General features: G+C 61.8%; 38 protein-coding genes. 5 read left to right on the plus strand and 33 right to left on the minus strand.

Annotated elements, in window-relative coordinates; genetic code table 11:
- Nucleotides 1–179: 179 nt before the first annotated feature.
- Entirely contained in the window at nt 180–581 is a 402-nt protein-coding gene (locus KLP42_RS10940) for a c-type cytochrome (protein WP_252192905.1), read from the minus strand.
- A 75-nt stretch (nt 582–656) separates the two neighbouring features.
- The gene (locus tag KLP42_RS10945) at nt 657–1,016 is read right to left on the minus strand and encodes a hypothetical protein (RefSeq protein ID WP_215566621.1); all 360 of its coding nucleotides are present in this window, start codon (nt 1,014–1,016) and stop codon (nt 657–659) included.
- A gap of 349 nt (nt 1,017–1,365) precedes the next feature.
- Here KLP42_RS10945 and KLP42_RS10950 point away from each other — a divergent pair, with 349 nt between their 5' ends.
- Nucleotides 1,366–1,689, plus strand: coding sequence for a DUF1883 domain-containing protein (locus KLP42_RS10950; protein WP_215566623.1), 324 nt, complete (start codon nt 1,366–1,368; stop codon nt 1,687–1,689).
- A gap of 3 nt (nt 1,690–1,692) precedes the next feature.
- Here the strand turns inward: KLP42_RS10950 and KLP42_RS10955 are convergent, their stop codons facing one another.
- A complete protein-coding gene (locus KLP42_RS10955) occupies nt 1,693–3,009 on the minus strand; it encodes a replication-associated recombination protein A (protein WP_215566625.1) in 1,317 nt (438 codons plus the stop codon).
- The gene (locus KLP42_RS10960; RefSeq protein WP_215566627.1) at nt 3,006–4,406 is read right to left on the minus strand and encodes a DegQ family serine endoprotease; all 1,401 of its coding nucleotides are present in this window, start codon (nt 4,404–4,406) and stop codon (nt 3,006–3,008) included. Before KLP42_RS10960 ends, KLP42_RS10955 begins: the two co-directional genes overlap by 4 nt.
- Before the next feature lie 217 nt (nt 4,407–4,623).
- On the opposite strand from KLP42_RS10960, the gene KLP42_RS10965 reads away from it, so the two are divergent.
- Nucleotides 4,624–4,986 carry a lysozyme inhibitor LprI family protein gene (locus KLP42_RS10965; RefSeq protein WP_502941292.1) on the plus strand — a complete coding sequence of 121 codons (363 nt, stop codon included), beginning with the start codon at nt 4,624–4,626 and terminating at the stop codon, nt 4,984–4,986.
- A gap of 78 nt (nt 4,987–5,064) precedes the next feature.
- Here KLP42_RS10965 and ilvD read toward each other — a convergent pair whose 3' ends face one another.
- Nucleotides 5,065–6,900, minus strand: coding sequence for a dihydroxy-acid dehydratase (gene ilvD / locus KLP42_RS10970; protein ID WP_215566629.1), 1,836 nt, complete (start codon nt 6,898–6,900; stop codon nt 5,065–5,067).
- Between the two features lie 262 nt (nt 6,901–7,162).
- Here ilvD and msrP point away from each other — a divergent pair, with 262 nt between their 5' ends.
- Both msrP and msrQ read left to right on the plus strand, forming a co-directional pair.
- Nucleotides 7,163–8,110, plus strand: a complete 948-nt coding sequence (gene msrP / locus KLP42_RS10975) for a protein-methionine-sulfoxide reductase catalytic subunit MsrP (RefSeq protein WP_215566630.1) — start codon at nt 7,163–7,165, stop codon at nt 8,108–8,110.
- Nucleotides 8,111–8,112: 2 nt separating this feature from the next.
- On the plus strand, nt 8,113–8,742 hold the full coding sequence (gene msrQ / locus KLP42_RS10980) for a protein-methionine-sulfoxide reductase heme-binding subunit MsrQ (protein ID WP_215566632.1): 630 nt from the start codon (nt 8,113–8,115) through the stop codon (nt 8,740–8,742).
- Here the strand turns inward: msrQ and KLP42_RS10985 are convergent.
- Nucleotides 8,728–9,138, minus strand: a complete 411-nt coding sequence (locus KLP42_RS10985) for a ribosomal maturation YjgA family protein (RefSeq protein WP_215566634.1) — start codon at nt 9,136–9,138, stop codon at nt 8,728–8,730. The genes msrQ and KLP42_RS10985 overlap by 15 nt on opposite strands.
- 100 nt (nt 9,139–9,238) lie before the next feature.
- Here KLP42_RS10985 and KLP42_RS10990 point away from each other — a divergent pair, with 100 nt between their 5' ends.
- On the plus strand, nt 9,239–10,060 hold the full coding sequence (locus KLP42_RS10990; RefSeq protein WP_252192936.1) for a DUF817 domain-containing protein: 822 nt from the start codon (nt 9,239–9,241) through the stop codon (nt 10,058–10,060).
- A 96-nt stretch (nt 10,061–10,156) separates the two neighbouring features.
- On the opposite strand, the gene rplQ is transcribed toward KLP42_RS10990, so the two are convergent.
- The 27 genes from rplQ to rpsJ form a co-directional block, all read right to left on the minus strand.
- Nucleotides 10,157–10,582 (minus strand): 50S ribosomal protein L17, encoded by a 426-nt coding sequence (gene rplQ / locus KLP42_RS10995; protein WP_215566637.1) that lies wholly within the window; start codon nt 10,580–10,582, stop codon nt 10,157–10,159.
- Nucleotides 10,583–10,626: 44 nt separating this feature from the next.
- Nucleotides 10,627–11,637 carry a DNA-directed RNA polymerase subunit alpha gene (locus tag KLP42_RS11000; protein WP_143128023.1) on the minus strand — a complete coding sequence of 337 codons (1,011 nt, stop codon included), beginning with the start codon at nt 11,635–11,637 and terminating at the stop codon, nt 10,627–10,629.
- 186 nt (nt 11,638–11,823) lie between these two features.
- On the minus strand, nt 11,824–12,213 hold the full coding sequence (rpsK, locus tag KLP42_RS11005) for a 30S ribosomal protein S11 (protein ID WP_007766864.1): 390 nt from the start codon (nt 12,211–12,213) through the stop codon (nt 11,824–11,826).
- Nucleotides 12,214–12,341: 128 nt separating this feature from the next.
- Nucleotides 12,342–12,710, minus strand: a complete 369-nt coding sequence (rpsM, locus tag KLP42_RS11010; RefSeq protein WP_143128024.1) for a 30S ribosomal protein S13 — start codon at nt 12,708–12,710, stop codon at nt 12,342–12,344.
- Between the two features lie 242 nt (nt 12,711–12,952).
- Nucleotides 12,953–13,543, minus strand: a complete 591-nt coding sequence (locus tag KLP42_RS11015) for an adenylate kinase (RefSeq protein WP_215566639.1) — start codon at nt 13,541–13,543, stop codon at nt 12,953–12,955.
- The gene (gene secY / locus KLP42_RS11020; RefSeq protein ID WP_215566641.1) at nt 13,540–14,880 is read right to left on the minus strand and encodes a preprotein translocase subunit SecY; all 1,341 of its coding nucleotides are present in this window, start codon (nt 14,878–14,880) and stop codon (nt 13,540–13,542) included. Before secY ends, KLP42_RS11015 begins: the two co-directional genes overlap by 4 nt.
- A gap of 231 nt (nt 14,881–15,111) precedes the next feature.
- Nucleotides 15,112–15,585 (minus strand): 50S ribosomal protein L15, encoded by a 474-nt coding sequence (gene rplO, locus KLP42_RS11025; RefSeq protein WP_215566643.1) that lies wholly within the window; start codon nt 15,583–15,585, stop codon nt 15,112–15,114.
- Nucleotides 15,586–15,601: 16 nt separating this feature from the next.
- Entirely contained in the window at nt 15,602–15,799 is a 198-nt protein-coding gene (gene rpmD, locus KLP42_RS11030; RefSeq protein WP_215566645.1) for a 50S ribosomal protein L30, read from the minus strand.
- An 11-nt stretch (nt 15,800–15,810) separates the two neighbouring features.
- Nucleotides 15,811–16,380: a 30S ribosomal protein S5 gene (rpsE, locus tag KLP42_RS11035; protein WP_215566647.1), complete on the minus strand. Its 570-nt coding sequence runs from the start codon at nt 16,378–16,380 to the stop codon at nt 15,811–15,813.
- Nucleotides 16,381–16,528: 148 nt separating this feature from the next.
- On the minus strand, nt 16,529–16,891 hold the full coding sequence (rplR, locus tag KLP42_RS11040; protein ID WP_215566649.1) for a 50S ribosomal protein L18: 363 nt from the start codon (nt 16,889–16,891) through the stop codon (nt 16,529–16,531).
- A 12-nt stretch (nt 16,892–16,903) separates the two neighbouring features.
- The gene (gene rplF / locus KLP42_RS11045; RefSeq protein ID WP_215566651.1) at nt 16,904–17,437 is read right to left on the minus strand and encodes a 50S ribosomal protein L6; all 534 of its coding nucleotides are present in this window, start codon (nt 17,435–17,437) and stop codon (nt 16,904–16,906) included.
- Nucleotides 17,438–17,478: 41 nt separating this feature from the next.
- Nucleotides 17,479–17,877 carry a 30S ribosomal protein S8 gene (rpsH, locus tag KLP42_RS11050; protein ID WP_215566653.1) on the minus strand — a complete coding sequence of 133 codons (399 nt, stop codon included), beginning with the start codon at nt 17,875–17,877 and terminating at the stop codon, nt 17,479–17,481.
- A 13-nt stretch (nt 17,878–17,890) separates the two neighbouring features.
- The gene (gene rpsN, locus KLP42_RS11055) at nt 17,891–18,196 is read right to left on the minus strand and encodes a 30S ribosomal protein S14 (protein WP_143128033.1); all 306 of its coding nucleotides are present in this window, start codon (nt 18,194–18,196) and stop codon (nt 17,891–17,893) included.
- A 32-nt stretch (nt 18,197–18,228) separates the two neighbouring features.
- Nucleotides 18,229–18,786, minus strand: coding sequence for a 50S ribosomal protein L5 (gene rplE, locus KLP42_RS11060; protein WP_215566655.1), 558 nt, complete (start codon nt 18,784–18,786; stop codon nt 18,229–18,231).
- Nucleotides 18,779–19,087, minus strand: coding sequence for a 50S ribosomal protein L24 (gene rplX / locus KLP42_RS11065; RefSeq protein ID WP_215566657.1), 309 nt, complete (start codon nt 19,085–19,087; stop codon nt 18,779–18,781). The genes rplE and rplX overlap by 8 nt, the downstream gene beginning before the upstream one ends.
- A gap of 14 nt (nt 19,088–19,101) precedes the next feature.
- Complete coding sequence (gene rplN, locus KLP42_RS11070; RefSeq protein WP_007770138.1) at nt 19,102–19,470, minus strand: 50S ribosomal protein L14; 369 nt, start codon at nt 19,468–19,470, stop codon at nt 19,102–19,104.
- Between the two features lie 234 nt (nt 19,471–19,704).
- Nucleotides 19,705–19,941 carry a 30S ribosomal protein S17 gene (gene rpsQ, locus KLP42_RS11075; RefSeq protein WP_215566659.1) on the minus strand — a complete coding sequence of 79 codons (237 nt, stop codon included), beginning with the start codon at nt 19,939–19,941 and terminating at the stop codon, nt 19,705–19,707.
- A 12-nt stretch (nt 19,942–19,953) separates the two neighbouring features.
- Nucleotides 19,954–20,154, minus strand: coding sequence for a 50S ribosomal protein L29 (gene rpmC, locus KLP42_RS11080; RefSeq protein WP_143128037.1), 201 nt, complete (start codon nt 20,152–20,154; stop codon nt 19,954–19,956).
- 12 nt (nt 20,155–20,166) lie between these two features.
- On the minus strand, nt 20,167–20,580 hold the full coding sequence (gene rplP, locus KLP42_RS11085; protein WP_015915745.1) for a 50S ribosomal protein L16: 414 nt from the start codon (nt 20,578–20,580) through the stop codon (nt 20,167–20,169).
- 38 nt (nt 20,581–20,618) lie between these two features.
- Complete coding sequence (gene rpsC / locus KLP42_RS11090) at nt 20,619–21,338, minus strand: 30S ribosomal protein S3 (RefSeq protein WP_143128038.1); 720 nt, start codon at nt 21,336–21,338, stop codon at nt 20,619–20,621.
- A complete protein-coding gene (gene rplV / locus KLP42_RS11095; protein ID WP_143128039.1) occupies nt 21,338–21,727 on the minus strand; it encodes a 50S ribosomal protein L22 in 390 nt (129 codons plus the stop codon). Before rplV ends, rpsC begins: the two co-directional genes overlap by 1 nt.
- Before the next feature lie 2 nt (nt 21,728–21,729).
- Nucleotides 21,730–22,008: a 30S ribosomal protein S19 gene (rpsS, locus tag KLP42_RS11100; protein ID WP_075627127.1), complete on the minus strand. Its 279-nt coding sequence runs from the start codon at nt 22,006–22,008 to the stop codon at nt 21,730–21,732.
- Between the two features lie 16 nt (nt 22,009–22,024).
- On the minus strand, nt 22,025–22,861 hold the full coding sequence (gene rplB / locus KLP42_RS11105; protein WP_215566662.1) for a 50S ribosomal protein L2: 837 nt from the start codon (nt 22,859–22,861) through the stop codon (nt 22,025–22,027).
- A 17-nt stretch (nt 22,862–22,878) separates the two neighbouring features.
- A complete protein-coding gene (locus KLP42_RS11110) occupies nt 22,879–23,172 on the minus strand; it encodes a 50S ribosomal protein L23 (protein ID WP_143128041.1) in 294 nt (97 codons plus the stop codon).
- The gene (gene rplD, locus KLP42_RS11115; RefSeq protein ID WP_215566663.1) at nt 23,169–23,789 is read right to left on the minus strand and encodes a 50S ribosomal protein L4; all 621 of its coding nucleotides are present in this window, start codon (nt 23,787–23,789) and stop codon (nt 23,169–23,171) included. Before rplD ends, KLP42_RS11110 begins: the two co-directional genes overlap by 4 nt.
- Nucleotides 23,790–23,804: 15 nt before the next feature.
- Nucleotides 23,805–24,446 (minus strand): 50S ribosomal protein L3, encoded by a 642-nt coding sequence (gene rplC / locus KLP42_RS11120; RefSeq protein ID WP_215566665.1) that lies wholly within the window; start codon nt 24,444–24,446, stop codon nt 23,805–23,807.
- Nucleotides 24,447–24,483: 37 nt separating this feature from the next.
- On the minus strand, nt 24,484–24,792 hold the full coding sequence (gene rpsJ, locus KLP42_RS11125) for a 30S ribosomal protein S10 (RefSeq protein ID WP_003547547.1): 309 nt from the start codon (nt 24,790–24,792) through the stop codon (nt 24,484–24,486).
- Nucleotides 24,793–24,921 lie beyond the last annotated feature (129 nt).

Here is a 24,921-nt window from a genome sequence, read left to right on the forward strand (position 1 = left end):
CGTGGTGCGATAGAAACCGCGTTTGTGCCCCAAGCCCGGCCCTTCTCACCGCGCTGGCACCATCGCACCCGGAAAGAGTTTTTTCATGAATCGATAAACACTTCATTAACCGCGCGACATAAACCGCAAGGCTGCCGGATATCCGGTCAAAATCCGCGCGACAGGCTGTGCGGAATCGTTCAGGGATTGGCCTTCAGATAGGCAATGACATCCTCGATCTGCGAGGAGAACCAGAAACCGAAGAACCGCATCCGCGTGCCCGGCACCGTCTTCGACGGGCTGGACAGAAAGGCGGCAAGCGTCACCTCGTCCCAGACCAGCCCCCTGGCGCCCGCCTCGCGCATGGCCGGGGAATAGTTGTAGTCGGGCAGGCTGGCGGCCGGGCGGCCTACCACGCCGTTGAGATGCGGGCCGAACACGTTGCTGTCGCTCTCCACCACATGGCAGGAGGAACAGGCCGAACGGAACGTCGCCCGCCCCTTGGCAGGATCGGCGGCGGCAAGCGGCGATATGCCGAGGCCCGCGAGAGCAGGAACAGCGAGGCAGAGAAGAGACGGCAGGCGAAGACTGATCTGTGGCATGTCCCCTTCTAGCCGATCCGGCAGCGCCAGACAGCCCCGGGCGACCATTCGACGCGGCACGATCTTTCGCCGCCGTCACCAGCGCCGATAGTGCCGCCGCCGTCGCATCTTGCGCCGGTGCTGCTGGTAAAGGTGCATGGCGAGCGCCAGCGGCACCGGCACGATCAGCGACCACAGCGTATCGGACAGCATACCGGCCCCATCCGTCGGCAGGCCCGCGGCTCGATCGTCCAGCCCGTCCAGCACCTCGTTGACGACCTGCAGCAAGGCGACCACGCCGAGCGCCACCAGTGGCCGACGAAAAAGGGCGAAAAGGACCAGGAAGGCAAGGCTCGCCAGAATGACGTGCAGGCCTTCCGGACCGATGCCCGTTGCGCTGCGCACGATCTCCTTGATCTCCCCGTACATCTTGCCCCCCTTTGCCGGTCGCGCCATCGCCAGTCTCATAGCAGAGCCGCATCGGCACGCCTTCACAAAGTGATTCAAGCGGCTGGCATTCTGAATCAACCTTGCGCGACAAGCCCTTGATGCGGAATCGCAATCGCCGTCCGGCGGCCAGGAAAAAGCCCCATCCGGCAAGGGAAACGGATGGGGCTGAAAGCGTCGACTGGAGATCTGTTGTTGTTATCGGCGGCTGCAGGGGTGTCACCGCCTTTTGTCGCGGAAGAGGCAGGGGAACCCTTCCGTCTCGCTCTGACAACGAGGCGATGTGCCGCTTGGTTCCACCGAACGTTAACACCTGCCGCCTAATCTCCGTCGCTGGCAAATTTTCAAGGAGGAGAGAATGGCCGGCCCGGCTTTCCGCTTCACCCATTATGATCTGAAGGAACAGCGCGCGGGAACCGCCATCGAGGTCACGCTGTCGGCGGTTGCCAATGTGCGGCTGATGACGGCGGTGAACTTCCAGCGCTTGACCGAGCGGCTGGATTTCAAATATGTCGGAGGTGTCGCCAAGAAGTCCCCGATCCGGCTGGCCATTCCGGAAGGTGGCCACTGGCATCTGGTGGTCGATTGCGAGGGGCATCACGGGCTCGCCGATTCCGCCGTCAAGGTGGTGGCGCCGCCGGCCGCCAGCACTCCGGCACCACGTCAGCAGAAGGCCTCCTGAGGGTCAGCCGCCGCTGCGCTCGCGGCGCAGCTTCGCCCACCAGTCCAGCCGCTTGCGGATTTCCCGCTCGAAGCCGCGCTCCGGCGGATCGTAAAAGGTCTGCCGGCCCAGCTTTTCGGGAAAATAGTCCTGGCCTGAAAAGGCATCCGGCTGGTCGTGGTCGTAGAGATAGCCGTCGCCATACCCCTCGCCCTTCATCAGCTTGGTCGGCGCGTTCAGGATGTGCTTCGGCGGCAGCAGCGAGCCGTGCTCCTTCGCCGCCCGCATCGCCGCCTTGAAAGCGGTATAGACGCCGTTCGATTTCGGCGCCGTCGCCAGATAGACGCAGGCCTCAGCCAGCGCCAGTTCGCCTTCCGGGGAGCCCAGATAATCATAGGCGTCCTTTGCGGCGTTGCAGATGACCAGCGCCTGCGGATCGGCAAGGCCGATATCCTCCACCGCCATGCGCACCAGCCGTCGGCCGATATAGAGCGGGTCCTCCCCGGCATCGAACATGCGGGCGAGATAGTAGAGGGCGGCGTCCGGATCCGAGCCGCGCACCGACTTGTGGAGTGCGGAAATCAGATTGTAATGACCGTCCTGCGCCTTGTCATAGACAGGTGCGCGGCGCTGCACGATGCGGGTCAGGCCTTCGGTGTCGAACACCTCCCCTTCCCGCGCCGCGCGCCACACCTCCTCGGCAAGCGTCAGCACCGCACGTCCATCGCCATCGGCCATGCGGATCAGGCTGGCCCGCGCCTCCACCGTCAGCGGCAGCGGCTTCTGCTCCACCAGCTCGGCGCGGGTCAGCAGCTCCTCCAGGCTCTCCTCGTCATGCGAGCGGAAGGTGAGCACCCGCGCCCGCGACAAAAGAGCGGCATTCAGCTCGAAGCTGGGGTTTTCGGTGGTGGCCCCGACCAGAATGACCGTGCCATCCTCCATCACCGGCAGAAAGCTGTCCTGCTGCGCCCGATTGAAGCGATGGATCTCGTCGACGAAGAGCAGCGTCTGGCGTCCGTCCATGCGGCGCAGGCGGGCCGCCTCGAACACCTTCTTCAGATCCGCGACGCCGGAAAAGATCGCCGAAATCTGCTCGAAGGCCAGCCCCGCCTCGCCCGACAGCAGGCGGGCCACCGTCGTCTTGCCGGTACCGGGCGGTCCCCAGAAGATCATCGAGCCCAGCGAACCGGCGGCAATCATCCGCCGCAGGATGCCGTCCTCGCCCGTCAGATGCGGCTGGCCGGTCACCTCGGCAAGCGAGGTCGGGCGCAGACGGTCGGCAAGCGGCCGCCGGCTGGCGACCGCCTCGGGAATGCGGGGCGAGAACAGGTCGCTGCTCATCGGAAGAACTGGCGGATGCGTTGCCCGCCGCGCTCGATCTCGACGCGCCAGACGCCGGGATTATCCCTGATCATGCCCTCCATCGCCCGGGTGGAGGTAACTGCATCGCCATTGACGGCGACCAGAATGTCGCCCGGCTGGAAACCGAGACGGGCGGCGGGCGAACCGCGCGCCACGTCCAAGATGACGACGCCGGTCTTGTCGGCGGGCATGTGCAGTTCGGTGGCAACCTTCGGCGACAGATTGGCGATGCGGCTCCCGGCAAAGGGATTGCGACCGTCCAGCAGCCGCTCGTCACGCGGCACGGTTTCCGGCGCCGTGCCGAGCACCATGTCAAGCCGCTTGGCACGGCCGCTGTCCTCGACCGTCAGTTCGGCGGTCCGGCCAAGACCGACGGTCGTCAGGCGATAGGCCAGCGCATCCGGATGCTCGACGGGAATGGAATTGACCGCGGTCACGACCTCACCGGGCTTCAGACCGGCGACATCCGCTGGGCTGCCGCGCGTCACGGCCACCACAAGTGCGCCGCGCGCCGCCTTCAGCCCCAGCGCTTCCGCCACCTCGGAGGTCACCGCCTGGAAGGTTGCGCCGACATAGGGCCGTTCGAAACTCTTCTTGCCGTCCTCTGCCGCGGCAAGGAACACCTTTACGAGATTGGCCGGAATGGCAAAGCCGATGCCGTTCGAACCGCCGCCGCGCGAAAAGATCGCCGTGTTGATGCCGATCAGGTCGCCGTTCATGTTCATCAGCGCGCCGCCGGAATTGCCGGGGTTGATCGAGGCGTCTGTCTGGATGAAGAAGCCGACGTCGCCATCCGTCACCTGCGTGCGGGCAAGCGCCGACACGATACCGCTCGTCACCGTCTGGCCGACGCCGAAGGGGTTGCCGATGGCCAGCACCAGATCGCCCACCTCGACGGAATCCGAATTGCCGATGGCAAGAACGGGAAAGTCCTCGCGCGCCTTGATCTTCAGCACCGCAAGGTCGACGCTGTCATCCTTCAGCAGCACCTCGCAGGGAAATTCCCGGCCATCGGCGAGCGCGATCTTGATGTCGTCGGCGCCTTCGATGACATGGTTGTTCGTCACCACCAGGCCGTCATGCGAAACGATGACGCCGGAGCCGAGCGACGACTGCTTTTCCGAACGGTTTGGCATGCGCTGGCCGAAGAACTGCTCGAAGAAGGGGTCGCCGGCAAAGGGATTGCTCCGCTGCACCACGCGCTCGGCATAGACATTGACGACGGCGCCGGCGGTGCGCTTGACGAGCGGCGCAAAGGAAAGCTGCATTTCCGTGCGGCTGGCCGGCACCGTCTTGTCCTGGGCAAGCGCCGGAAGCGGCAGCAGCAGGGAGAGCGCCAGAAGACAGGCGGAGGCACGTTTCGGCATGCTGAGCATGTGATTCCTCTTGGAGTTCCGAGATCAAGGACTTGTAGCGCGGCAGGCTAGAAAGGAAAGATGGCCGAAAATGGAGAAGGCCCGGCGCCTGTTCCACCAGATCGACGGCAGTCTGGCAAGTACATGCCGCCGTCCCCGACCTGTGTGGATGGAACCTGCCTGCCGGAACCATTTCGCCGCTGCGCCGTAATCCCCTCCCGATACGGAGAGATGACGCATGAGACGCACCGCCCTTTTCCTGCCGCTTGCCGCCAGCCTGCTCGCGGCCTTTCCCCTGACTATGCCGAAGGACGCATCCGCGGCGAGTTTCGACTGCACGCGGATGGATCTTGCCGCCGACGAGGCGGTTATCTGCGCCGAGCGCAGCCTCAACGATCTCGACGTGAAGATGGTAACGACCTTCGACCTGCTGGTCGGTCTGGTCCCGATGGGCAATCGCGACATCCTGCGGGAGGGCCAGGCAACCTGGCTGAAGGCCAGGCAGGCCTGCGGCGCGGACGAAGCCTGCATCCGCCGGAGCTATGAGACGCGGCTGAAGGAGCTGGACGAGGCCTACCGAACCCTGATCAAGCCGCTGTAATCGCGACGGATACAAAGCGAGGGCGATGAAAAACCCCCGCGGCGATGAACCGCGGGGGCCGTGACGACGGAAAATGTCTTACTCCGGCAGGATGCGCACCGCGCCCTTGTCGGCGCTGGAGGCGAAGGCGGCATAGGCCTTCAGAGCGGTCGTGACATTGCGCCTGCGGGGTGCAGCCGGCTTCCAGCCGAGCTTGTCCTGCTCGGCGCGACGGGCGGCCAGTTCCTGCTCGGTGATCTTCAGATTGATCGTGCGGTTCGGAATATCGATTTCGATCAGATCGCCATTCTGGACGAGGCCGATCGCGCCGCCATTTGCCGCTTCCGGCGAGGCATGGCCGATGGAAAGGCCGGACGTGCCGCCGGAGAAACGGCCGTCAGTGATCAGCGCGCAGGCCTTTCCGAGCCCCTTCGACTTCAGATAGCTGGTCGGATAGAGCATTTCCTGCATGCCGGGGCCGCCCTTCGGGCCTTCGTAGCGGATGACGACGACATCGCCGGCCACCACTTCGTTGCCGAGGATCGCCTTCACCGCCGCGTCCTGGCTTTCATAGACCTTGGCCGGGCCGGTGAACTTCAGGATCGATTCGTCGACGCCCGCCGTCTTCACGATGCAGCCATCGAGCGCGATGTTGCCGTAAAGCACGGCCAGACCGCCATCCTTCGAGAAAGGCTTTTCGACGGAGCGGATGACGCCCTTCTCGGCGTCGGTATCCAGTTCGTCCCAGCGCGAGGACTGCGAAAAGGCCACCTGGGTCGGCACGCCGCCGGGGGCTGCCTTGAAGAAGGTGCGGACGGTTTCGGAATTGGTGCGGGTGATATCCCAGCGGTTGATCGCGTCGCCCAGCGTTGCCTCGTGCACGGTCTTGCAATCGGTGTTGAGCAGACCGCCACGCTCCAATTCACCCAGGATACGCATGATGCCGCCGGCGCGGTGCACGTCTTCCATGTGCACGTCCTGCTTGGCGGGCGCGACCTTCGACAGGCACGGAACCTTGCGCGACAGGCGGTCGATATCGTCCATGGTGAAATCGACGCCGCCTTCATAGGCCGCGGCCAGGATGTGCAGGACCGTATTGGTGGAGCCGCCCATGGCGATATCGAGTGCCATGGCATTCTCGAAGGCCTGCTTGGTGGCGATCGAGCGCGGCAGCACGCTCTCGTCATTCTGTTCATAATAACGGCGGGCGAGATCGACGATCAGGTGACCGGCCTCGACGAAGAGGCGCTTGCGGTCCGAATGCGTGGCAAGCGTCGAGCCATTGCCGGGCAGAGACAGGCCGAGCGCTTCCGTCAGACAGTTCATCGAATTGGCGGTGAACATGCCGGAGCAGGAACCGCAGGTCGGACAGGCCGAGCGTTCGATGACCTGCACATCCTCGTCGGTCACCTTGTCGTCGGCGGCCGCCACCATGGCATCGACGAGGTCGAGCGCCACGGTCTTGCCGTGCAGCACCACCTTGCCGGCTTCCATCGGGCCGCCGGACACGAAGACGGCGGGAATGTTGAGGCGCATGGCGGCATTCAGCATGCCGGGCGTGATCTTGTCGCAGTTGGAAATGCAGACCATCGCATCGGCGCAATGCGCATTGACCATGTATTCGACGGAATCCGCGATGATTTCGCGCGAGGGCAGCGAATAGAGCATGCCGTCATGGCCCATGGCGATACCGTCGTCCACGGCAATCGTGTTGAACTCCTTTGCCACGCCGCCGGCGGCCTCGATCTCGCGGGCCACGAGCTGGCCGAGATCCTTCAGGTGGACGTGGCCGGGCACGAACTGCGTGAAGGAATTGACCACGGCAATGATCGGCTTGCCGAAATCGCTGTCCTTCATGCCCGTGGCACGCCACAGACCACGCGCGCCCGCCATGTTGCGGCCGTGGGTCGTCGTTCTGGAACGGTAAGCAGGCATGGTGTTATCCTCGGATCGATGATGGTCGGGCGCCGCCGCCATGATGCGCAGAACGCCCTGATTTTTTCGATTTTCCTACCGCAATCCCCCCGAAGTGTCACTATCACGACAGGCCAAAGCGGTACGGTTGCAGACACGTGCCGATCACGTGAACGTGGGTTTGTTTTTGACCGCAGGGGGTGAAACTAATCGGCCGACGGGTTCGTACTATACCTGTATCCGCCATCATGCCACTCGCCCCCCTGGCGCAGGAGACAGAACCATGCCGCTCTACCGCCCGCCCCGCATCGCCGCTACCGAAATCACCCCGAAGGATCTCTATCTTTCCCGACGCCATCTGCTGGGGGGCGCGGCCGCAGCGATTGCCCTGACCGCGACCGAAAGCGCATGGGCGAGCCCGCTTTCCGCCAAGCCGAGCGCCTACCGGGTGGACGAGAAGGTCACCTCGAAGCAGGACGCAACGACCTACAACAATTTCTACGAGTTCGGCACGGGCAAGGCCGATCCGGCGCAGAATTCCGCGGCCTTTAAACCCCTGCCCTGGACGATCACGGTCGGCGGCCTCGTCAACAAGCCGCAGACCATCGACATGGAGACGATCCTCAAGGATTTCCCGATGGAAGAGCGCATCTACCGCATGCGCTGCGTGGAAGCCTGGTCGATGGTGATCCCCTGGATCGGGTTTCCCCTCTCTGCCCTGCTCGACCGTGTCGAACCGCTCGGAAGCGCGAAATATGTGGCTTTCGAAACCGTCGTCAGGCCCAAGGAAATGCCCGGCCAGAGCGGCTTCTTCCAGCCGCTGGACTGGCCCTATGTCGAGGGTCTGCGTCTCGATGAGGCACGCCATCCCCTGACGCTCCTCGCCACGGGCCTTTACGGCGAAACCCTGCCCAACCAGAACGGCGCGCCGATACGCCTTGTCACACCCTGGAAATATGGCTTCAAGGGCATCAAGTCCATCGTCAGGATCACGCTGACGGAAAAGGAGCCGCCAAGCACCTGGAACAAGATGGCGCCGCAGGAATACGGCTTCTATGCCAACGTCAATCCGGCCGTCGACCATCCGCGCTGGAGCCAGGCGACCGAGCGGCGCATCGGCGAGGCAAGCGGCCTGTTCGGCGGAGCGCGGATGAACACCCTGCCCTTCAACGGCTACGGCGACGAGGTGGCAAGCCTCTATGCCGGCATGGATCTCAGGAAGTTCTACTGACCATGGCGACACTGGCCATTCCGCCGCGCTACCGCGCAGCCTCGGTCTGGGCGCTCTATGCGCTGGGGCTCATGCCGGGCCTCTATGCCTTCTATCTGGGAATCTATGGCGGCCTCGGCGCCGATCCTGTGCGCGAGTTCGAGCACAGGCTGGGTCTCTGGGCGCTGCGCTTTCTCTGTCTCGGCCTGACCGTGACGCCGCTGCGCGATCTCTTCGGCGTCAACCTGATCGCCTATCGCCGGGCGCTCGGGCTCCTCGCCTTCTATTACGTGCTGGCGCATTTCGCCGTCTACCTGACACTCGACCGTGGCCTGATCCTTTCGTCGATCCTCGGCGACATCCTGAAGCGCCCCTATATCATGCTTGGCATGGCGGGGCTGCTGATGCTGATTCCCCTGGCGCTCACCTCCAACCGCTGGTCGATCCGCAGGTTGGGACCGCGCTGGAATCAGTTGCACAAGCTTGCCTATCCGATCCTTCTCGCCGCCGTGCTGCATTATGTGCTGTCGCTGAAGGCGATCACGCTGGAGCCGGCAAGCTACATCGCCATCGTCACGCTGCTTCTCGGATACCGGCTGGTGCGCCCGAAGGTGGTGGACTGGAAGCGAGGGCGGCGCTCACTTGCCCGCTGACAGCAGGCGCCGCTCGATGGCCGCCGCCAGAACGATACCGAGCAGATAGGCAAGGATATTCGCCCAGGAAAAGATGCGTCCGAGGATGAGGGCGCCGGCCAGCGTCAGTCGGAACGCATCCAGCCATGGCGTGTGGAAAAGCCGGCTGAACTCCGTCAGCACGGCAATAGCGGCGGCGAAGACCACCAGCATGGCAATCGGCCGGCGAAACAGCAGAGCGCCGACCAGCCAGAAAACCATCATGCCCCACAGCAGCGAACCGCCATATTTGACCAGAAAATACGGCAGGCCCAGCTCATAACCGGTCAGACGCAGCACAAGCCCGCAGACGATGACCAGAAGGGTGAGCGACGCCCGGCGTGCAATCGGAATGTAGCCTGCCTTGAATTTGTCCATGCCTCCTCTGTAATGGGGATCGACGGAAAAACAAGAATGGCGGGCAATGATGCAGACAGCGATCCCGGAACAGAGCGGCCTCCTGCAGACATTCGATGCGATGCTGATGCGCAGGCGCGCGGATCCGTCGCTGGCGGGCATCCGCCGTTTTGCCGTCGAATTCCTGCTGTTCGGCATCAAGGAGGCAAGGGCCTGCCTGTTTGCCGGGCTGTTCTTCGTGTCGATCTTCCTCATGCCACGCGCCGGTCTGCTGGGCATCCCGCGCTACGATCTCCTGCTGATCATCGCCGTCTCGATCCAGGCCTGGATGATCTGGACGAAGCTCGAGACCCTGGATGAACTGAAGGCCATCTGCCTTTTCCATGTGGTCGGTTTCGTGCTGGAAGCCTTCAAGACGTCGGGCGCCATCCAGTCCTGGTCCTATCCGGATTTCGCCTATACCAAGCTGCTTGGCGTCCCCCTGTTTTCCGGCTTCATGTATGCTGCTGTCGGCAGCTACATCATTCAGGCGTGGCGCATCCTGGACGTACGTATCGAGCATCATCCGCCCTACTGGATGGCGACGCTGGTCGCGCTCGCCATTTATCTCAACTTCTTCACCCACCACTATATCGGCGACTACCGGTGGTATCTGGCAGCTCTTGCCATTGGTCTTTATGCGCGCGCCACCGTGATCTTCCGCCCTTACGACCGGGATCGACGCATGCCGATGCTGCTGGCCTTCGTCCTGATCGGCTTCTTCATCTGGCTGGCGGAGAATATCTCGACCTTCTTCGCCGTCTGGCACTATCCGAACCAGCTCGGCGCCTGGTCCACCGTGCATCTCGGCAAATGGAGTTCGTGGACGCTGCTGGTGATCATGACCTTCACCATCGTCGCCTCGCTCAAGCATATCCGCCGGACGATCCACATCCCGAATTGACCGCAGCCGGACCTCGGTGGAGAGCCGCAGAAAACAGAAAAGGCCGGGCGATATCTCGCCCGGCCTTCCAATCACGACATCCCTTGCGGGAATGACTTACGCGGCTTCGGCAGCTTCGGCTTCAGCGGCAACGCGAGCCTTGTCGGCAGCGCCCTTGGCGTTGACGTCGCGCTCGACGAATTCGATGACGGCGAGCGGGGCATTGTCGCCCTGGCGGAAGCCAGCCTTCATGATGCGCAGGTAACCGCCGTTACGGCTGGCGTAACGGGTGGCAATGGCGTCGAACAGCTTGCGAACGGCGTCGATATCCTTGATCTGCGAAATGGCCTGACGGCGAGCGTGCAGGTCACCGCGCTTGCCGAGGGTGACCAGCTTCTCGACGATCGGACGCAGGTCCTTCGCCTTCGGCAGGGTCGTGACGATCTGCTCATGCGTGATGAGCGAAGCAGCCATGTTGGCGAACATTGCCTTGCGGTGGCTGGCGGTGCGGTTGAGCTTGCGGCCGGAATTCTGGTGGCGCATCTCGGGTCTCCTTTACTTGCAGGCATTCGCCTGCAGTTTAATGGTTAGTACTGGTCTTCGTAGCGCTTGGCGAGGTCTTCGATGTTCTCGGGCGGCCAGGCCGGGACTTCCATGCCCAGGTGCAGGCCCATGGAAGCGAGAACTTCCTTGATCTCGTTCAGCGACTTGCGACCGAAGTTCGGCGTGCGCAGCATTTCCGCCTCGGTCTTCTGGATGAGGTCGCCGATATAGACGATGTTGTCGTTCTTCAGGCAGTTGGCCGAACGGACGGAAAGCTCCAGTTCGTCGACCTTCTTGAGAAGCGCCGGGTTGAACGCAAGTTCGGTGACCGACTCTTCCTCGGCTTCCTTCTGCGGCTCGTCGAAGTTGACGAAGACCGACAGCTGGTCCTGAAGAATGCGAGCGGCAAACGCCACGGCGTCCTCGCCCGTGACCGAGCCATCGGTTTCGATGGTCATGGTCAGCTTGTCATAGTCGAGAACCTGTCCTTCGCGGGTGTTTTCCACCTTGTAGGACACCTTCTTGACCGGAGAATAGAGGCTGTCGACCGGGATGAGACCGATCGGGGCATCCTCTGCACGGTTACGCTCGGCCGGGACATAGCCCTTGCCGTTGTTGACCGTAAACTCCATGCGAATTTCCGCACCCTCGTCGAGCGTGCAGATCACGTGGTCGGGATTGAGGATCTCGATATCGCCAACCGTCTGGATGTCGCCAGCGGTTACCGAGCCGGGGCCCTGCTTGCGCACGACCATGCGCTTTGCATCGTCGCCATCCATCTTGATGGCGATTTCCTTGATGTTCAGCACGATGTCCGTCACATCCTCGCGTACGCCGGGGATGGAGGAGAATTCATGCAGAACGCCGTCGATCTGGACCGCAGTGACCGCGGCGCCGCGCAGCGACGACAGGAGAACGCGGCGAAGCGCGTTGCCCAGCGTCAGACCGAAGCCGCGTTCCAGCGGCTCGGCGACGAGCGTGGCCTTCGTGCGACCCGACGAGGTGAACTCCACCTTGTTCGGCTTGATCAGTTCCTGCCAGTTCTTCTGGATCATGTGTTTCAAACCTTCCGTTCGCTGCCACTATCCAATCGTGACAACCGAGCATGAGAAGCGCCAGGGAGATAAGCCTGCCTTGGCGTTACGGCAAAGCCGCCATACCTCGAAAATCGAGATAAGGCGGCGTTACCGGAATTCGAACCGGGGCAGCATGGAAAAAACCACGCCGCCGCCGAAGACGCATCAGACGCGGCGCTTCTTGCGCGGACGGCAACCGTTGTGCGGGATCGGCGTCACGTCGCGAATGGAAGTGATCATGAAGCCGGCAGCCTGGAGGGCGCGCAGAGCCGACTCACGGCCGGAACCCGGACCGCAAACTTCGACTTCAAGAGACTTCATGCCATGTTCCTGGGCCTTCTTGGCGCAGTCTTCAGCAGCGATCTGGGCAGCGAACGGGGTCGACTTGCGCGAACCCTTGAAACCCTTGGCACCAGCAGACGACCAGGCAATCGCATTGCCCTGCGCGTCGGTGATGGTGATCATGGTGTTGTTGAACGTCGAATTGACGTGGGCAACGCCCGACGTGATGTTCTTGCGTTCGCGACGGCGGACGCGTGTGGCTTCCTTGGCCATGGTCTTCCTTTCGTTGATATCGTCACCGCCGTAACACCAGCGGCTCCACCTTTTCAGGCAATAGAACCAGGCAGCAGCCAGCAGCACTCTTTGCTACCGCCTACCGCCTGTTGGCTAATGCCCGAAAATTACTTCTTCTTGCCTGCAATCGCCTTCGCCGGACCCTTGCGGGTGCGTGCGTTGGTGTGCGTGCGCTGGCCGCGAACCGGCAGACCGCGACGATGACGCAGGCCGCGATAGCAGCCGAGGTCCATCAGACGCTTGATGTTCATCGCGGTTTCACGACGCAGATCGCCCTCGACCTGATAGTCGCGGTCGATGGTTTCGCGAATCGAGAGGATTTCCGCGTCGGTCAGCTGATGAACGCGACGATCAGCCGGGATACCGACCTTCTCGATGATTTCCTGAGCGAATTTGGGGCCGATCCCGTGAATGTAGGTCAGCGCAATAACAACGCGCTTCGCAGTCGGGATGTTGACGCCAGCAATACGTGCCACGCCTATTCTCCTTGCGTTCCAGTTGCCATCCGGCAAGTGGTACTTCTTCCATGAGAGCAGCCTCATGCGGCCGCCAGTTCAATATGGTCCGAGACAAGTCAAAAGCGACCGGAACCGGACATCCTTGCGGATGAGCCGCGCCGATCGCTGGTCAATGTCGCGAGTTGGCGCGGTGTTTAGCGGAATCGGCCCCGAAAAGCAACCGGCCCCGCCAAGATTCTTTGAACGCCAAGGCTTCGCCCTCAGGCGGAGGCCTTCTCCAGCGTCGCCTCTATCGAGCGGGTCACCGCATCGACATCGGCCATGCCATCCAGCACGACCAGCTGGCCCTGCTCGCTGTAGTAAGCCGACAGCGGCGCCGTCTTCTCGCGATATTCGGCAAGCCGCTTGCGGAAGGACTCCGGATTGTCGTCCGACCGCACGGTCCCGCCGGCTGCCAGCGTTTCGGCAACGCGCGATTCGATTCGACGGATGAGCGCCTCCTCGTCGACCTTCAGTTCGATGACCGCATCAAGCTGAAGATTCATCGCCGCCATGTTCTCCGCCAGTGCCTTTGCCTGCGGCACAGTGCGCGGATAGCCGTCGAGAATGAAACCCTTGGCACAGTCGGCCGAGGCGATACGCTCGGAAACGATCTGGTTGACGATGTCGTCAGACACCAGCCCACCCGCATCCATCACGGCCTTGGCGCGCTTGCCGATTTCCGTTCCCGCACTCACGGCCGCCCGCAGCATGTCGCCGGTGGAGAGCTGCGGGATCTCGAACTTTTCCGTCAAGCGCTTCGCCTGGGTCCCCTTACCCGCGCCCGGCGGCCCCAAAAAAATCAGTCTCATCGTCCCCTCTTTCCTCCACGCAGCTTGGACTTCTTGATCAGGCCCTCATACTGCTGAGCGATGAGATGCCCCTGGATCTGTGCTACCGTATCGAGGGTAACACTGACAACGATCAAAAGCGAAGTACCACCAAGGGCTAATGGGATACCAGTGCGCGCAATGAGCGTTTCCGGAAGAATGCAGACGAAGACGAGATAGATGGCGCCGATCACCGTGATTCGGGTCAGCACGTAATCGATGTATTCAGCGGTGCGCTCGCCCGGGCGGATGCCCGGAATGAAGCCGCCATGCTTCTTCAGGTTGTCGGCAGTGTCCTTCGGATTGAAGACGATGGCCGTGTAGAAGAAGGCAAAGAAGGCAATCAGCGCGCCGTAGAACACCATGAACAGCGGCTGGCCGTGCTGCAGCGAGGCAATGATCGTCGTTGCCCACGTCGGCAGGTTCTGGTTGCCGGCAAAACCGGCGGCCGTTGCCGGCAGCAGCAGCAGCGACGAGGCAAAGATCGCCGGAATGACGCCAGCCGTGTTCAGCTTCAGAGGCAGGTGCGACGTATCGCCCTGGAACATCCGGTTGCCGACCTGACGCTTCGGATACTGGATCAGAAGACGACGCTGGGCGCGCTCGACAAACACGATCAGAGCGATCACCAGGATCGCGATGACGACGACCGTCAGAATCAGTGCCGTGGACAGAGCGCCGGTGCGGCCGAGTTCCAGCGTACCGGCAAGTGCCGTCGGCAGGCCGGCGGCGATGCCGGCGAAGATGATCAGCGAGATGCCGTTGCCGATACCGCGCGAGGTGATCTGCTCGCCGAGCCACATCAGGAACATCGTGCCGCCGAGCAGCGTGACGACGGTGGAAATGCGGAAGAACCAGCCCGGATCAAGCACGATGCCGTTGCCGCTCTCGAGGCCGACGGCAATCGCATAGGCCTGGAAGGTGCCGAGCAGCACCGTGCCGTAGCGGGTGTACTGGTTGATGATCTTGCGGCCCGCCTCGCCTTCCTTCTTCAGGTTTTCGAGCGAGGGAATGACCGAGGTCATCAGCTGCACGATGATCGACGCGGAGATATAGGGCATGATGCCGAGCGCGAAGATCGCCATGCGCTGCACGGCGCCGCCGGCAAACATGTTGAAAAGGCCGAGGATACCGCCGGCCTGGCCGCGGAAGGCCTGCGCATAGGCTTCGGGGTTGAGGCCCGGAAGCGGAATATGCGTGCCGAGACGGTAGACGAGAAGTGCTGCCAGCGTGAACCACAGGCGCTTCTTCAGGTCGGTTGCCTTGGAAAAAGTCGAAAAGTTAAGATTGGAGGCCAGTTGTTCAGCTGCAGAAGCCATGCATTTCTCCGCCTGACCAATTCCGGCGGCACTGTGCATACGGCCTGGCCCGGAAAGCAGTCCACATTCAGGTTCAGAAAACCGGGAGACGGAGGCTGCGACGCAACCCGATGCCCCACCCCATTTTCCGCGATCGCCCGGGGTCCCCGCCGATGCGGCCCAGGCTCGTGAGGCTCACATATGGGAGCAAAATCGCCCGAAGTGAAGCACTCCGGGCGATTCCTTACCAGATTATTCGGCTGCTGCCACTTCCGGCAGCTTGATCGAACCGCCGGCCTTTTCGATCTTCTCGACGGCAGCCTTGGAAGCGCCGGCGACTTCGATCGAAACCTTTGCCGTCAGCTCGCCGTCGGCGAGAACGCGAACGCCATCCTTCGGGCGACGGATCACGCCGGCAGCCTTGAGCGCTGCCGCATCGATCGTGGCCGAAGCGTCGAGCTTGTTGGCGTCGATGGCAGCCTGGATGCGGCCGAGCGACACCGTGACGAAGTCCGACTTGAAGATGTTGTTGAAGCCGCGCTTCGGCAGGCGACGATAGATCGGCATCTGGCCGCCTTCGAAGCCGTTGATCGCAACGCCGGAACGAGCCTTCTGGCCCTTCACGCCGCGTCCGCCGGTCTTGCCCTTGCCGGAGCCGATACCGCGACCAACGCGGATGCGGTCCTTGGTGGCGCCTTCGTTATCTCTGATTTCGTTGAGTTTCATGATCTCTACTCCCGTCTCACTTCTCGTCGACGACGCGAACGAGATGCTGGACAGCCCGGATCATGCCACGAACGGAAGGGGTATCTTCCAGCGTGCGAACCCGGTGCATCTTGTTGAGGCCGAGACCGATCAGCGTCTGACGCTGAACAGCAGGCCGGCGAATGGGGCTACCGATCTGTTCGACCGTGACCGTCTTCTTGGTTTCAGTGGCCATCAGAGAGCTCCTTATTCTTCCGCTGCATTGCCGGAAGCGGCACGGCGAGCCTGCAGCGTGGCGTATTTCAGGCCGCGCTGTGCTGCGATGTCCTTCGGATGCACCTGGTGCTTCAGGGCGTCGAACGTGGCGCGAACCATGTTGTAGGGGTTCGACGAACCGGTCGACTTCGCAACGACGTCATGAACGCCGAGCGTTTCGAAAACGGCGCGCATCGGACCGCCGGCGATGATACCGGTACCGGCCTTGGCGGAGCGCAGCAGAACCTTGCCGGCGCCGTGACGGCCGTTGACATCGTGATGCAGCGTGCGGCCATCGCGCAGCGGGACGAAGATCAGGTCACGCTTGGCAGCTTCCGTTGCCTTGCGGATGGCTTCCGGCACTTCGCGTGCCTTGCCATGGCCGAAGCCGACGCGGCCCTTCTGGTCGCCGACGACGACGAGAGCTGCAAAACCGAAGCGACGGCCGCCCTTGACGACCTTGGCGACGCGGTTGATCGCGACAAGCTTGTCGACGAATTCGCTGTCGCGCTCTTCACGGCTCGAGCGATCCTCGCGCGAGCCTCTCTTTTCCTGTGCCATTGTCCTGTTCCTTTTTCTTTTCCGGGTGCAAACGGCGGACTTCGAAAAGCCGGCGCCCTCCCCTCCCGCAGGAAAAGAAGGCCGACCGGCCGGCGTGGTGGCGTAATACGCCAAAAGGTCCGGTCCCGAAAGACCGGACCTCAATTTTTTAGAAGCTCAGACCGCCTTCGCGGGCAGCATCGGCAAGCGCCTTGATGCGGCCGTGATAGACGAAGGCGCCGCGGTCAAAGACCACTTCGGAAACGCCTGCTGCGGTGGCGCGCTCTGCAACGAGCTTGCCGACGGCAGCCGCAGCGTCCTTGTCCGCACCCGTCTTCAGGGTGGAACGCAGACCTGCGTCGAGGGTCGATGCTGCAGCCAGCGTACGGCCGGCCACATCATCGATGATCTGGGCATAGATGTTCTTCGACGAGCGATGAACCGACAGACGCGGGCGGCCATTGGCAACCGCCTTGATCTGGCGGCGTACACGGCTCGCGCGCTTTGCAAGTGCTTCTTTCCTGCTAGCCATATCGCGTCAACCTTACTTCTTCTTGCCTTCCTTGCGGACGATCCGTTCTTCGGCGTACTTGACGCCCTTGCCCTTGTAGGGCTCCGGACCGCGGTATTCGCGGATTTCCGCGGCTACCTGACCGACCTGCTGCTTGTTAATGCCGGTGACGACGATTTCCGTCGGCTTCGGCACGGCAATGGTGATGCCCTGCGGAGGCTCATACACGACGTCATGGCTGAAGCCGAGGGACAGCTGCAGGTTCTTGCCCTGCATGGCGGCGCGATAACCAACGCCGTTGATTTCGAGCTTGCGCTCGAAGCCGTCCTTGACGCCCTTGAACAGGTTCTCGATCATCGTGCGGGACATGCCCCACTTTGCGCGAGCATCCTTGGAATCGTTGGCCGGAACCACCGAAACCGCGTTGTTGTCGAAGGAAACCTTCACTTCGTCATTGGCGACGAAGACGAGTTCGCCCTTCGGGCCCTTGGCAGTCACCTTCTGTCCTTCGACAGCGGCCGTGACACCTGCCGGAACCTGAACGGGCTTTTTACCGATACGAGACATGTTTCAATCCTGTCTGTTCGTTACGGAGGTCCTGACCGGTCTTAGAAGACCGAGCAGAGAACCTCACCACCAACGTTCTGTTCGCGCGCCTGATGATCGGCCATCACGCCCTTCGGAGTCGAAAGGATGGTGATGCCAAGGCCGTTCGCGACCTGCGGAATGGACTTCACCGAGACATAGACCCGGCGGCCCGGCTTGGACACGCGGCCGATCTCGCGGATGACCGAAGCGCCTTCGTAGTACTTCAGTTCGATTTCGAACTCGGACTTGCCGTTGCCGTAATCGACCTGGGAATAGCCGCGGATGTAACCTTCGGCCTGCAGAACGTCCAGAACGCGGGCGCGCAGCTTGGAAGCCGGCGTCGTCACGGAGGTCTTGCGGCGGGCTGCACCGTTGCGGATGCGGGTGAGCATATCGCCCAGAGGATCAGTCATGGTCATGTGAACCGTCTCCTTACCAGCTGGACTTCACGATACCGGGAACCTTGCCCAGGTTGCCCAGCTCGCGCAGCGCGATACGGGACATCTTGAGCTTGCGATAGAAGGCGCGCGGGCGGCCAGTCACTTCGCAACGGTTGCGGATGCGGGTCTTGGAACCGTTGCGCGGCAGCGAAGCCAGCTTCAAGGTGGCCTTGAAGCGATCTTCGATCGGCAGGTCCTGGTTCATGATGATTGCCTTCAGTGCTGCACGCTTGGCAGCATGGTCGGCAACCGTCTTGCGGCGGCGCTTGTTCTTTTCGATTGCGCTTGTCTTCGCCATATCGAGTTCCTTTTCTACGCTCGTCGTTACGGTTACGTACGGAACGGGAAGTTGAACTCTTTCAGAAGAGCCCGCGCTTCGTCGTCCGTGCTTGCCGTCGTGCAAACGATGATGTCCATGCCCCACATCTGATCAACCTTGTCGTAGTTGATCTCCGGGAACACGATGTGCTCCTTGATGCCCATGGCGAAGTTGCCACGGCCGTCAAAGCTCTTCGGATTCAGGCCGCGGAAGTCGCGAACGCGCGGCAGCGCGATGTTGACCAGGCGGTCCAGGAATTCATACATGCGCGCGCCGCGAAGCGTCACCTTGGCACCGATCGGCATGCCTTCGCGGACCTTGAAGCCGGCGATGGAGTTGCGGGCGCGGGTGATCACCGGCTTCTGGCCGGCGATGGCTGCAAGATCGGCAGCAGCAACGGTGGGCTTCTTCGAGTCAGCGGTCGCTTCGCCGACGCCCATGTTGATGACGATCTTTTCCAGCTTCGGGATCTGCATCTCGTTGGCGTAGGAAAACTTCTCCTGCATCGCAGCGCGAATGCGGGATACGTATTCCGTCTTGAGACGCGGTTCGTACTTTGCCTCAGCCATCGATCACATCTCCCGTACGCTTGGCTACACGGACCTTCTTGCCATCCACGACGGAGAAGCCAACGCGGGTCGGCTTGCCGTCCTTCGCGACGATCGCGATGTTCGACAGATGGATCGGAGCTTCCTTGTTGATGATGCCCGCTTCCTGGGTCTGGGTCTGGCGCTGGTGGCGCTTGACCATGTTCACGCCACGAACGATGGCATGATCTTCCTTCGGCATCACTTGAATGACTTCACCGGTGCGGCCCTTGTCCTTGCCGGTGAGTACGACGACGTTGTCGCCCTTGCGAATCTTCTGCATGGCTATCCGCTCCCTTAGAGTACTTCCGGAGCCAGCGAGATGATCTTCATATGGTTCTTGGCGCGAAGTTCGCGCGGAACCGGTCCGAAGATACGGGTGCCGATCGGCTCTTTCTTGTTGTCGATGAGGACCGCTGCGTTGTTATCGAAGCGGATGACGCTGCCGTCGGGGCGGCGGATGTCCTTGGCGGTGCGAACGACGACAGCCTTCATCACGTCGCCCTTCTTGACGCGGCCGCGCGGGATCGCTTCCTTGATCGAAACGACGATGATGTCGCCGATCGAAGCGTACTTGCGCTTGGAGCCGCCCAGCACCTTGATGCACATGACACGACGCGCGCCGGAATTATCGGCAACGTCGAGGTTTGTTTGCATCTGAATCATGTCAGGTCGCCTTCTTGTAATGACCGGAACGGTTGGGCCGAAGCCCCCTTTTCCGGCTCATGGACATATTTATTTTGTTGCGCGGGATTGGGTCTTGCCAAGGTGGTTTCCACGACGGGACCTTCCCTGCGCTGCAAAGCAAAAGAACGCCCGTGACCGGGCGTTCTGCGCCAATGCGCTGCTTAATACAGATTTCCGCGCCGAACACAAGGCCCAGGCACGGATCTCTGCAAATTAAGCGTGGGCGGAGATGACCGTCCAGCACTTATCCTTGGAAATCGGTGCGCACTCCTGGATGGAGACGACATCACCGATCTTGAACTGGTTGTTTTCGTCGTGTGCCTTGTACTTCTTGGAACGACGGACGGTCTTCTGGAGCAGCGGGTGAGCGAATCGACGCTCGACCCGGACAACTACCGTCTTGTCGTTCTTGTCGCTGACCACGACGCCCTGCAGAATGCGCTTCGGCATATTGTTCTTCCCTTAGGCCTTTGCTTCTGCCGCCTTCTGGCGGGCAATGGTTTTCACGCGAGCGATGTCCTTGCGAACCTCAGTGATGCGCGAGGACTTCTCAAGCTGACCGGTGGCCTTCTGGAAGCGCAGGTTGAACTGCTCCTTCTTGAGCTCCGCAAGCTTGTCCTTGAGCTGGTCGGCCGTGAGGCCGCGTACTTCTTCGGCTTTCATGTGCCTGACCCCTTACTCTGCGATGCGCTGAACGAAGCGCGTCTTGACCGAGAGCTTGGCGGAGCCCAGACGAAGCGCCTCGCGGGCGATTTCTTCCGAAACACCGTCAATCTCGAACATCATGCGACCGGGCTTGACCTTGCATGCCCAGTATTCCACCGAACCCTTGCCCTTACCCATACGAACTTCGGTCGGCTTTGCCGTGACCGGAACGTCCGGGAAGACGCGGATCCAAACGCGACCGGCGCGCTTCATGTAGCGGGTGATCGCACGACGAGCTGCTTCGATCTCACGAGCGTTGACACGGTTCGGTTCGAGAGCCTTGAGGCCGAATTCACCGAATGCCAGGTCGAAGCCACCCTTGGCCACACCCTTGATGCGGCCCTTGAACTGCTTGCGGTACTTGGTACGCTTTGGCTGCAACATTTTCTTACTTCTCCGAGCTTATCTTTCGCCAGCGCCTATCAAGCGTTTTCGCGACGACGATCACGGTCACGGCTTGCCGGACCCTGAGCATCGCCTTCGAGAGCGCGACGTTCGGAAGCCATCGGATCGTGCTCAAGGATTTCGCCCTTGAAGATCCAGACCTTGATGCCGCAGATGCCGAATGCGGTTTCGGCTTCCGCCGTACCGTAATCGATGTCCGCGCGCAGCGTGTGAAGCGGAACGCGACCTTCGCGGTACCATTCCGTACGAGCGATTTCCGCGCCGCCGAGACGGCCGGCGCAGGTGATCTTGATGCCTTCGGCGCCAAGACGCATCGCGGACTGCACGGCGCGCTTCATGGCGCGACGGAAGGCCACGCGGCGTTCCAGCTGCTGGGCGATCGACTGGGCAACGAGCGTTGCGTCGACTTCCGGCTTGCGCACTTCAACAATGTTGAGGTGCGTTTCAGAAGAGGTCATCTCGGAAAGCTTCTTGCGAAGCTTCTCGATGTCGGCGCCCTTCTTGCCGATGATCAGGCCCGGACGAGCCGAATGGATCGTGACGCGGCACTTCTTGTGCGGACGCTCGATGACCACCTTGGCGATGCCGGCCTGCTTCAGTTCCGACATCAGGAAGGCGCGCATCTTCAGGTCTTCGTGCAGAAGCTGGCCGTATTCGGCATTGTCTGCAAACCAGCGGCTATCCCAGGTGCGGTTGATGCCGAGGCGGAAACCGATCGGATTGATTTTCTGGCCCATTATGCGGCCTCCCCTTTTTCCTCGACTTCACGAACCACGATGGTCAGGTGCGCGAAGGGCTTTTCAATGCGGGAAGCGCGACCACGGCCACGAGCGTGGAAACGCTTCATCGTGATCGACTTGCCGACATAGGCTTCCGACACGATCAGGGCGTCGACGTCGAGGTCGTGGTTGTTCTCGGCGTTGGCGATAGCCGACTCGAGGGTCTTCTTCACCTGGCCGGCAATGCGCTTGCGGGAGAATTCGAGCTCAGCGAGAGCGCGTTCAACCTTCTTGCCGCGGATCATGGCGGCAACCAGGTTCAGCTTCTGCGGGCTGACGCGAAGCGTACGGGCAACTGCCTGTGCCTCGTTGTCCTTCAGCCGGCGTTCGGTCTTTGCCTTCGCCATGATTACTTCCTCTTTGCCTTCTTGTCCGCACCGTGACCGTAATAGGTCCGGGTCGGAGAGAATTCACCGAACTTGTGGCCGACCATGTCTTCGTTGACGCTGACCGGAACGTGCTTGCTGCCGTTGTAGACCCCGAAGGTGAGGCCGACGAACTGCGGCAGGATCGTGGAGCGGCGGCTCCAGATCTTGATGACTTCATTGCGGCCGCCTTCGCGCACCTTCTCAGCCTTCTTGAGAAGATAGCCGTCGACGAACGGGCCTTTCCAAACTGAACGAGCCATATCTGACTTCCTTCTCTTACTTCTTCAGCTGATGGCGCGAGCGCATGATGAACTTGTCGGTCGACTTGTTCGAACGGGTACGCTTGCCCTTCGTCGGCTTGCCCCAGGGGGTAACCGGGTGGCGGCCACCGGAGGTGCGGCCTTCACCACCGCCGTGCGGGTGGTCAACCGGGTTCATGACGACGCCGCGAACATGCGGACGCTTGCCGCGCCAGCGCGAACGACCGGCCTTGCCATCGTTGATGTTGGTGTGTTCCGGGTTGGAAACGGCACCAATCGAGGCGAGGCACGTGCCATGCACCAGGCGCTGCTCGCCCGAGTTCAGGCGCAGGATCGCCATGCCCTGGTCACGACCGACCAGCTGAGCATAGGCGCCAGCCGAACGGGCGATCTGGCCACCCTTGCCCGGCTTCATTTCCACGTTGTGGATGATGGAGCCTACCGGGATGTACTGAAGCGGCATCGCATTGCCGGGCTTCACGTCAACGGCCTTGTCGGACGCGATGACCTTGTCGCCGACAGCAAGGCGCTGCGGAGCCAGGATATAGGCCTGTTCGCCGTCGGCATAGCTGACGAGAGCGATGAAGGCGGTGCGGTTCGGGTCGTATTCCAGACGCTCGACCGTGCCTTCGATGTCGAACTTGCGACGCTTGAAGTCGATCAGGCGGTAGGTACGCTTGTGACCGCCGCCCCGGAAGCGCACGGTGATGCGACCCAGGTTGTTGCGGCCGCCCTTCGAGGTCAGACCCTCGGTCAGCGACTTGACCGGCTTGCCCTTGTACAGACCGGAACGGTCGACAATGACCAGCTGGCGCTGGCTCGGAGTCGTCGGGTTAAAGCTTTTCAATGCCATTGTTCTTCTTCCCTACCTCAGACGCCCGTCGACACGTCGATGGACTGACCTTCGGCGAGCGTCACGACAGCCTTCTTGACGTCCTTCTGCTTGCCGATGAAGCCGCGGAAACGCTTGGTCTTGCCCTTGCGGACGAGCGTGTTGACGGCCGTGACCTTGACGCCGAACAGAGCTTCGACAGCCGCCTTGATTTCCGGCTTGCTGGCACCCTTGGCGACGTTGAAGACGACCTGGTTGTATTCCGAGACCAGCGTCGACTTTTCGGTGATCGCCGGCGAGACGATCACATCATAGTGGCGAAGATCCGTCATTTGAACCGCTCCTCCAGAGCCTCAACCGCTGCCTTGGAAAGCACGAGCTTGCCGCGACGCAGGATGTCGTACACATTGATGCCCTGAACCGGCAGAACATCGATGTTCGGGATGTTTGCGGCAGCGAGCTTGAAATTGTTGTCGAGTTCCGAACCGCCAACGAAGAGTGCGTTGGTCAGGCCGAGCGTTGCGAGCGTGCCGGCAACAGCCTTGGTCTTGGCTTCGGCAGCAGCAACCTGATCGACGATGATCAGCTCTTCAGCCTTCAGCTTGGCAGACAGGGCGTGACGGAGCGCAAGAGCGCGTACCTTCTTCGGCAGGTCATGCTCGTGGCTGCGGACAACCGGGCCATGAGCCTTACCACCACCGCGGAACTGCGGAGCACGAGCCGAATGGTGACGAGCGCGGCCCGTACCCTTCTGCTTGTACATCTTGGAGCCGGTGCGAGCGACCTCGGAGCGGCCCTTGGACTTGTGGGTACCCTGCTGCTTCTTGGCAAGCTGCCAGCGTACCATGCGAGCCAGGATATCCTGGCGGGGATCGAGGCCGAAGATCTCGTCAGACAGGGAGACCTTACCGGCGTCTTTGCCCTCGAGGGTCGTGACGTTGAATTCCATGTTCCTAAGGCTCCCTTACTTCGCGGCCGACTTGACGGCGTCGCGGACGATGATCCAGGAGCCCTTCGAACCGGGAACGGCACCCTTGACGAGGATCAGACCGCGGTCTTCATCGGTGGAAACCACTTCCAGGTTCTGGGTGGTGACGCGCGTCTGGCCCATGTGACCAGCCATGCGCTTGCCCTTCCAGACCTTACCCGGATCCTGGTTGTTACCGGTCGAACCATGCGAGCGGTGCGAAACGGACACACCGTGCGTCGCACGAAGACCACCGAAGTTGTGGCGCTTCATGGCACCGGCAAAGCCCTTACCGATCGTGGTGCCGGTCACGTCGACCAGCTGGCCAGCCGTGAAGTGGCTCGGCGTCAGCGCGGAGCCGACATCCATGAGGTTGTCGGCATCGACGCGAAACTCGACGAGCTTCTGCTTCGGCTCGACCTGGGCAACGGCGAAGTGGCCTCGCAGTGCCTTGCTCGTATTCTTGACCTTTGCCTGGCCTGCGCCAAGCTGAACGGCGGTGTAGCCGTTCTTTTCGACGGTGCGCTGCGCAACAACCTGGCAGTTGTCAACGCGCAGAACCGTTACCGGCACATGCTCGCCAGCGTCGTTGTAGACGCGGGTCATGCCGACCTTCTGTGCAATTACACCTGAACGCATCGGTTCAATCCTTCTCACTCAGCCCGAAGCAGGCGCCTCAGAGCTTGATTTCCACATCAACGCCGGCGGCGAGATCGAGCTTCATCAGCGCGTCAACCGTCTGCGGGGTGGGATCCACGATGTCGAGCAGACGCTTGTGCGTGCGCATTTCGAACTGCTCGCGGCTCTTCTTATCGATGTGAGGGGACCGGTTTACCGTAAACTTCTCGATGCGGGTCGGAAGCGGAACGGGGCCCCGGACGCTAGCACCGGTGCGCTTCGCCGTCGACACGATCTCGCGCGTGGAAGCATCGAGGATCCGATGATCGAACGCCTTCAGGCGAATGCGGATATTTTGGCCGTTCATTCGACGTTATCCTTGTTCTGTTTTTCCCCGATGCCAACAGCACGGCACGGGGCGTTTTCTCTCTAAAGGCGGACCACCGGTTTCAAAGATCGAGGGGGACAGCACGGCCAGCTCCGCTGGTCGCTATCC

The sequence above is a fragment of the Rhizobium sp. CSW-27 genome (assembly GCF_018760785.1).
Classification (GTDB): domain Bacteria; phylum Pseudomonadota; class Alphaproteobacteria; order Rhizobiales; family Rhizobiaceae; genus Neorhizobium.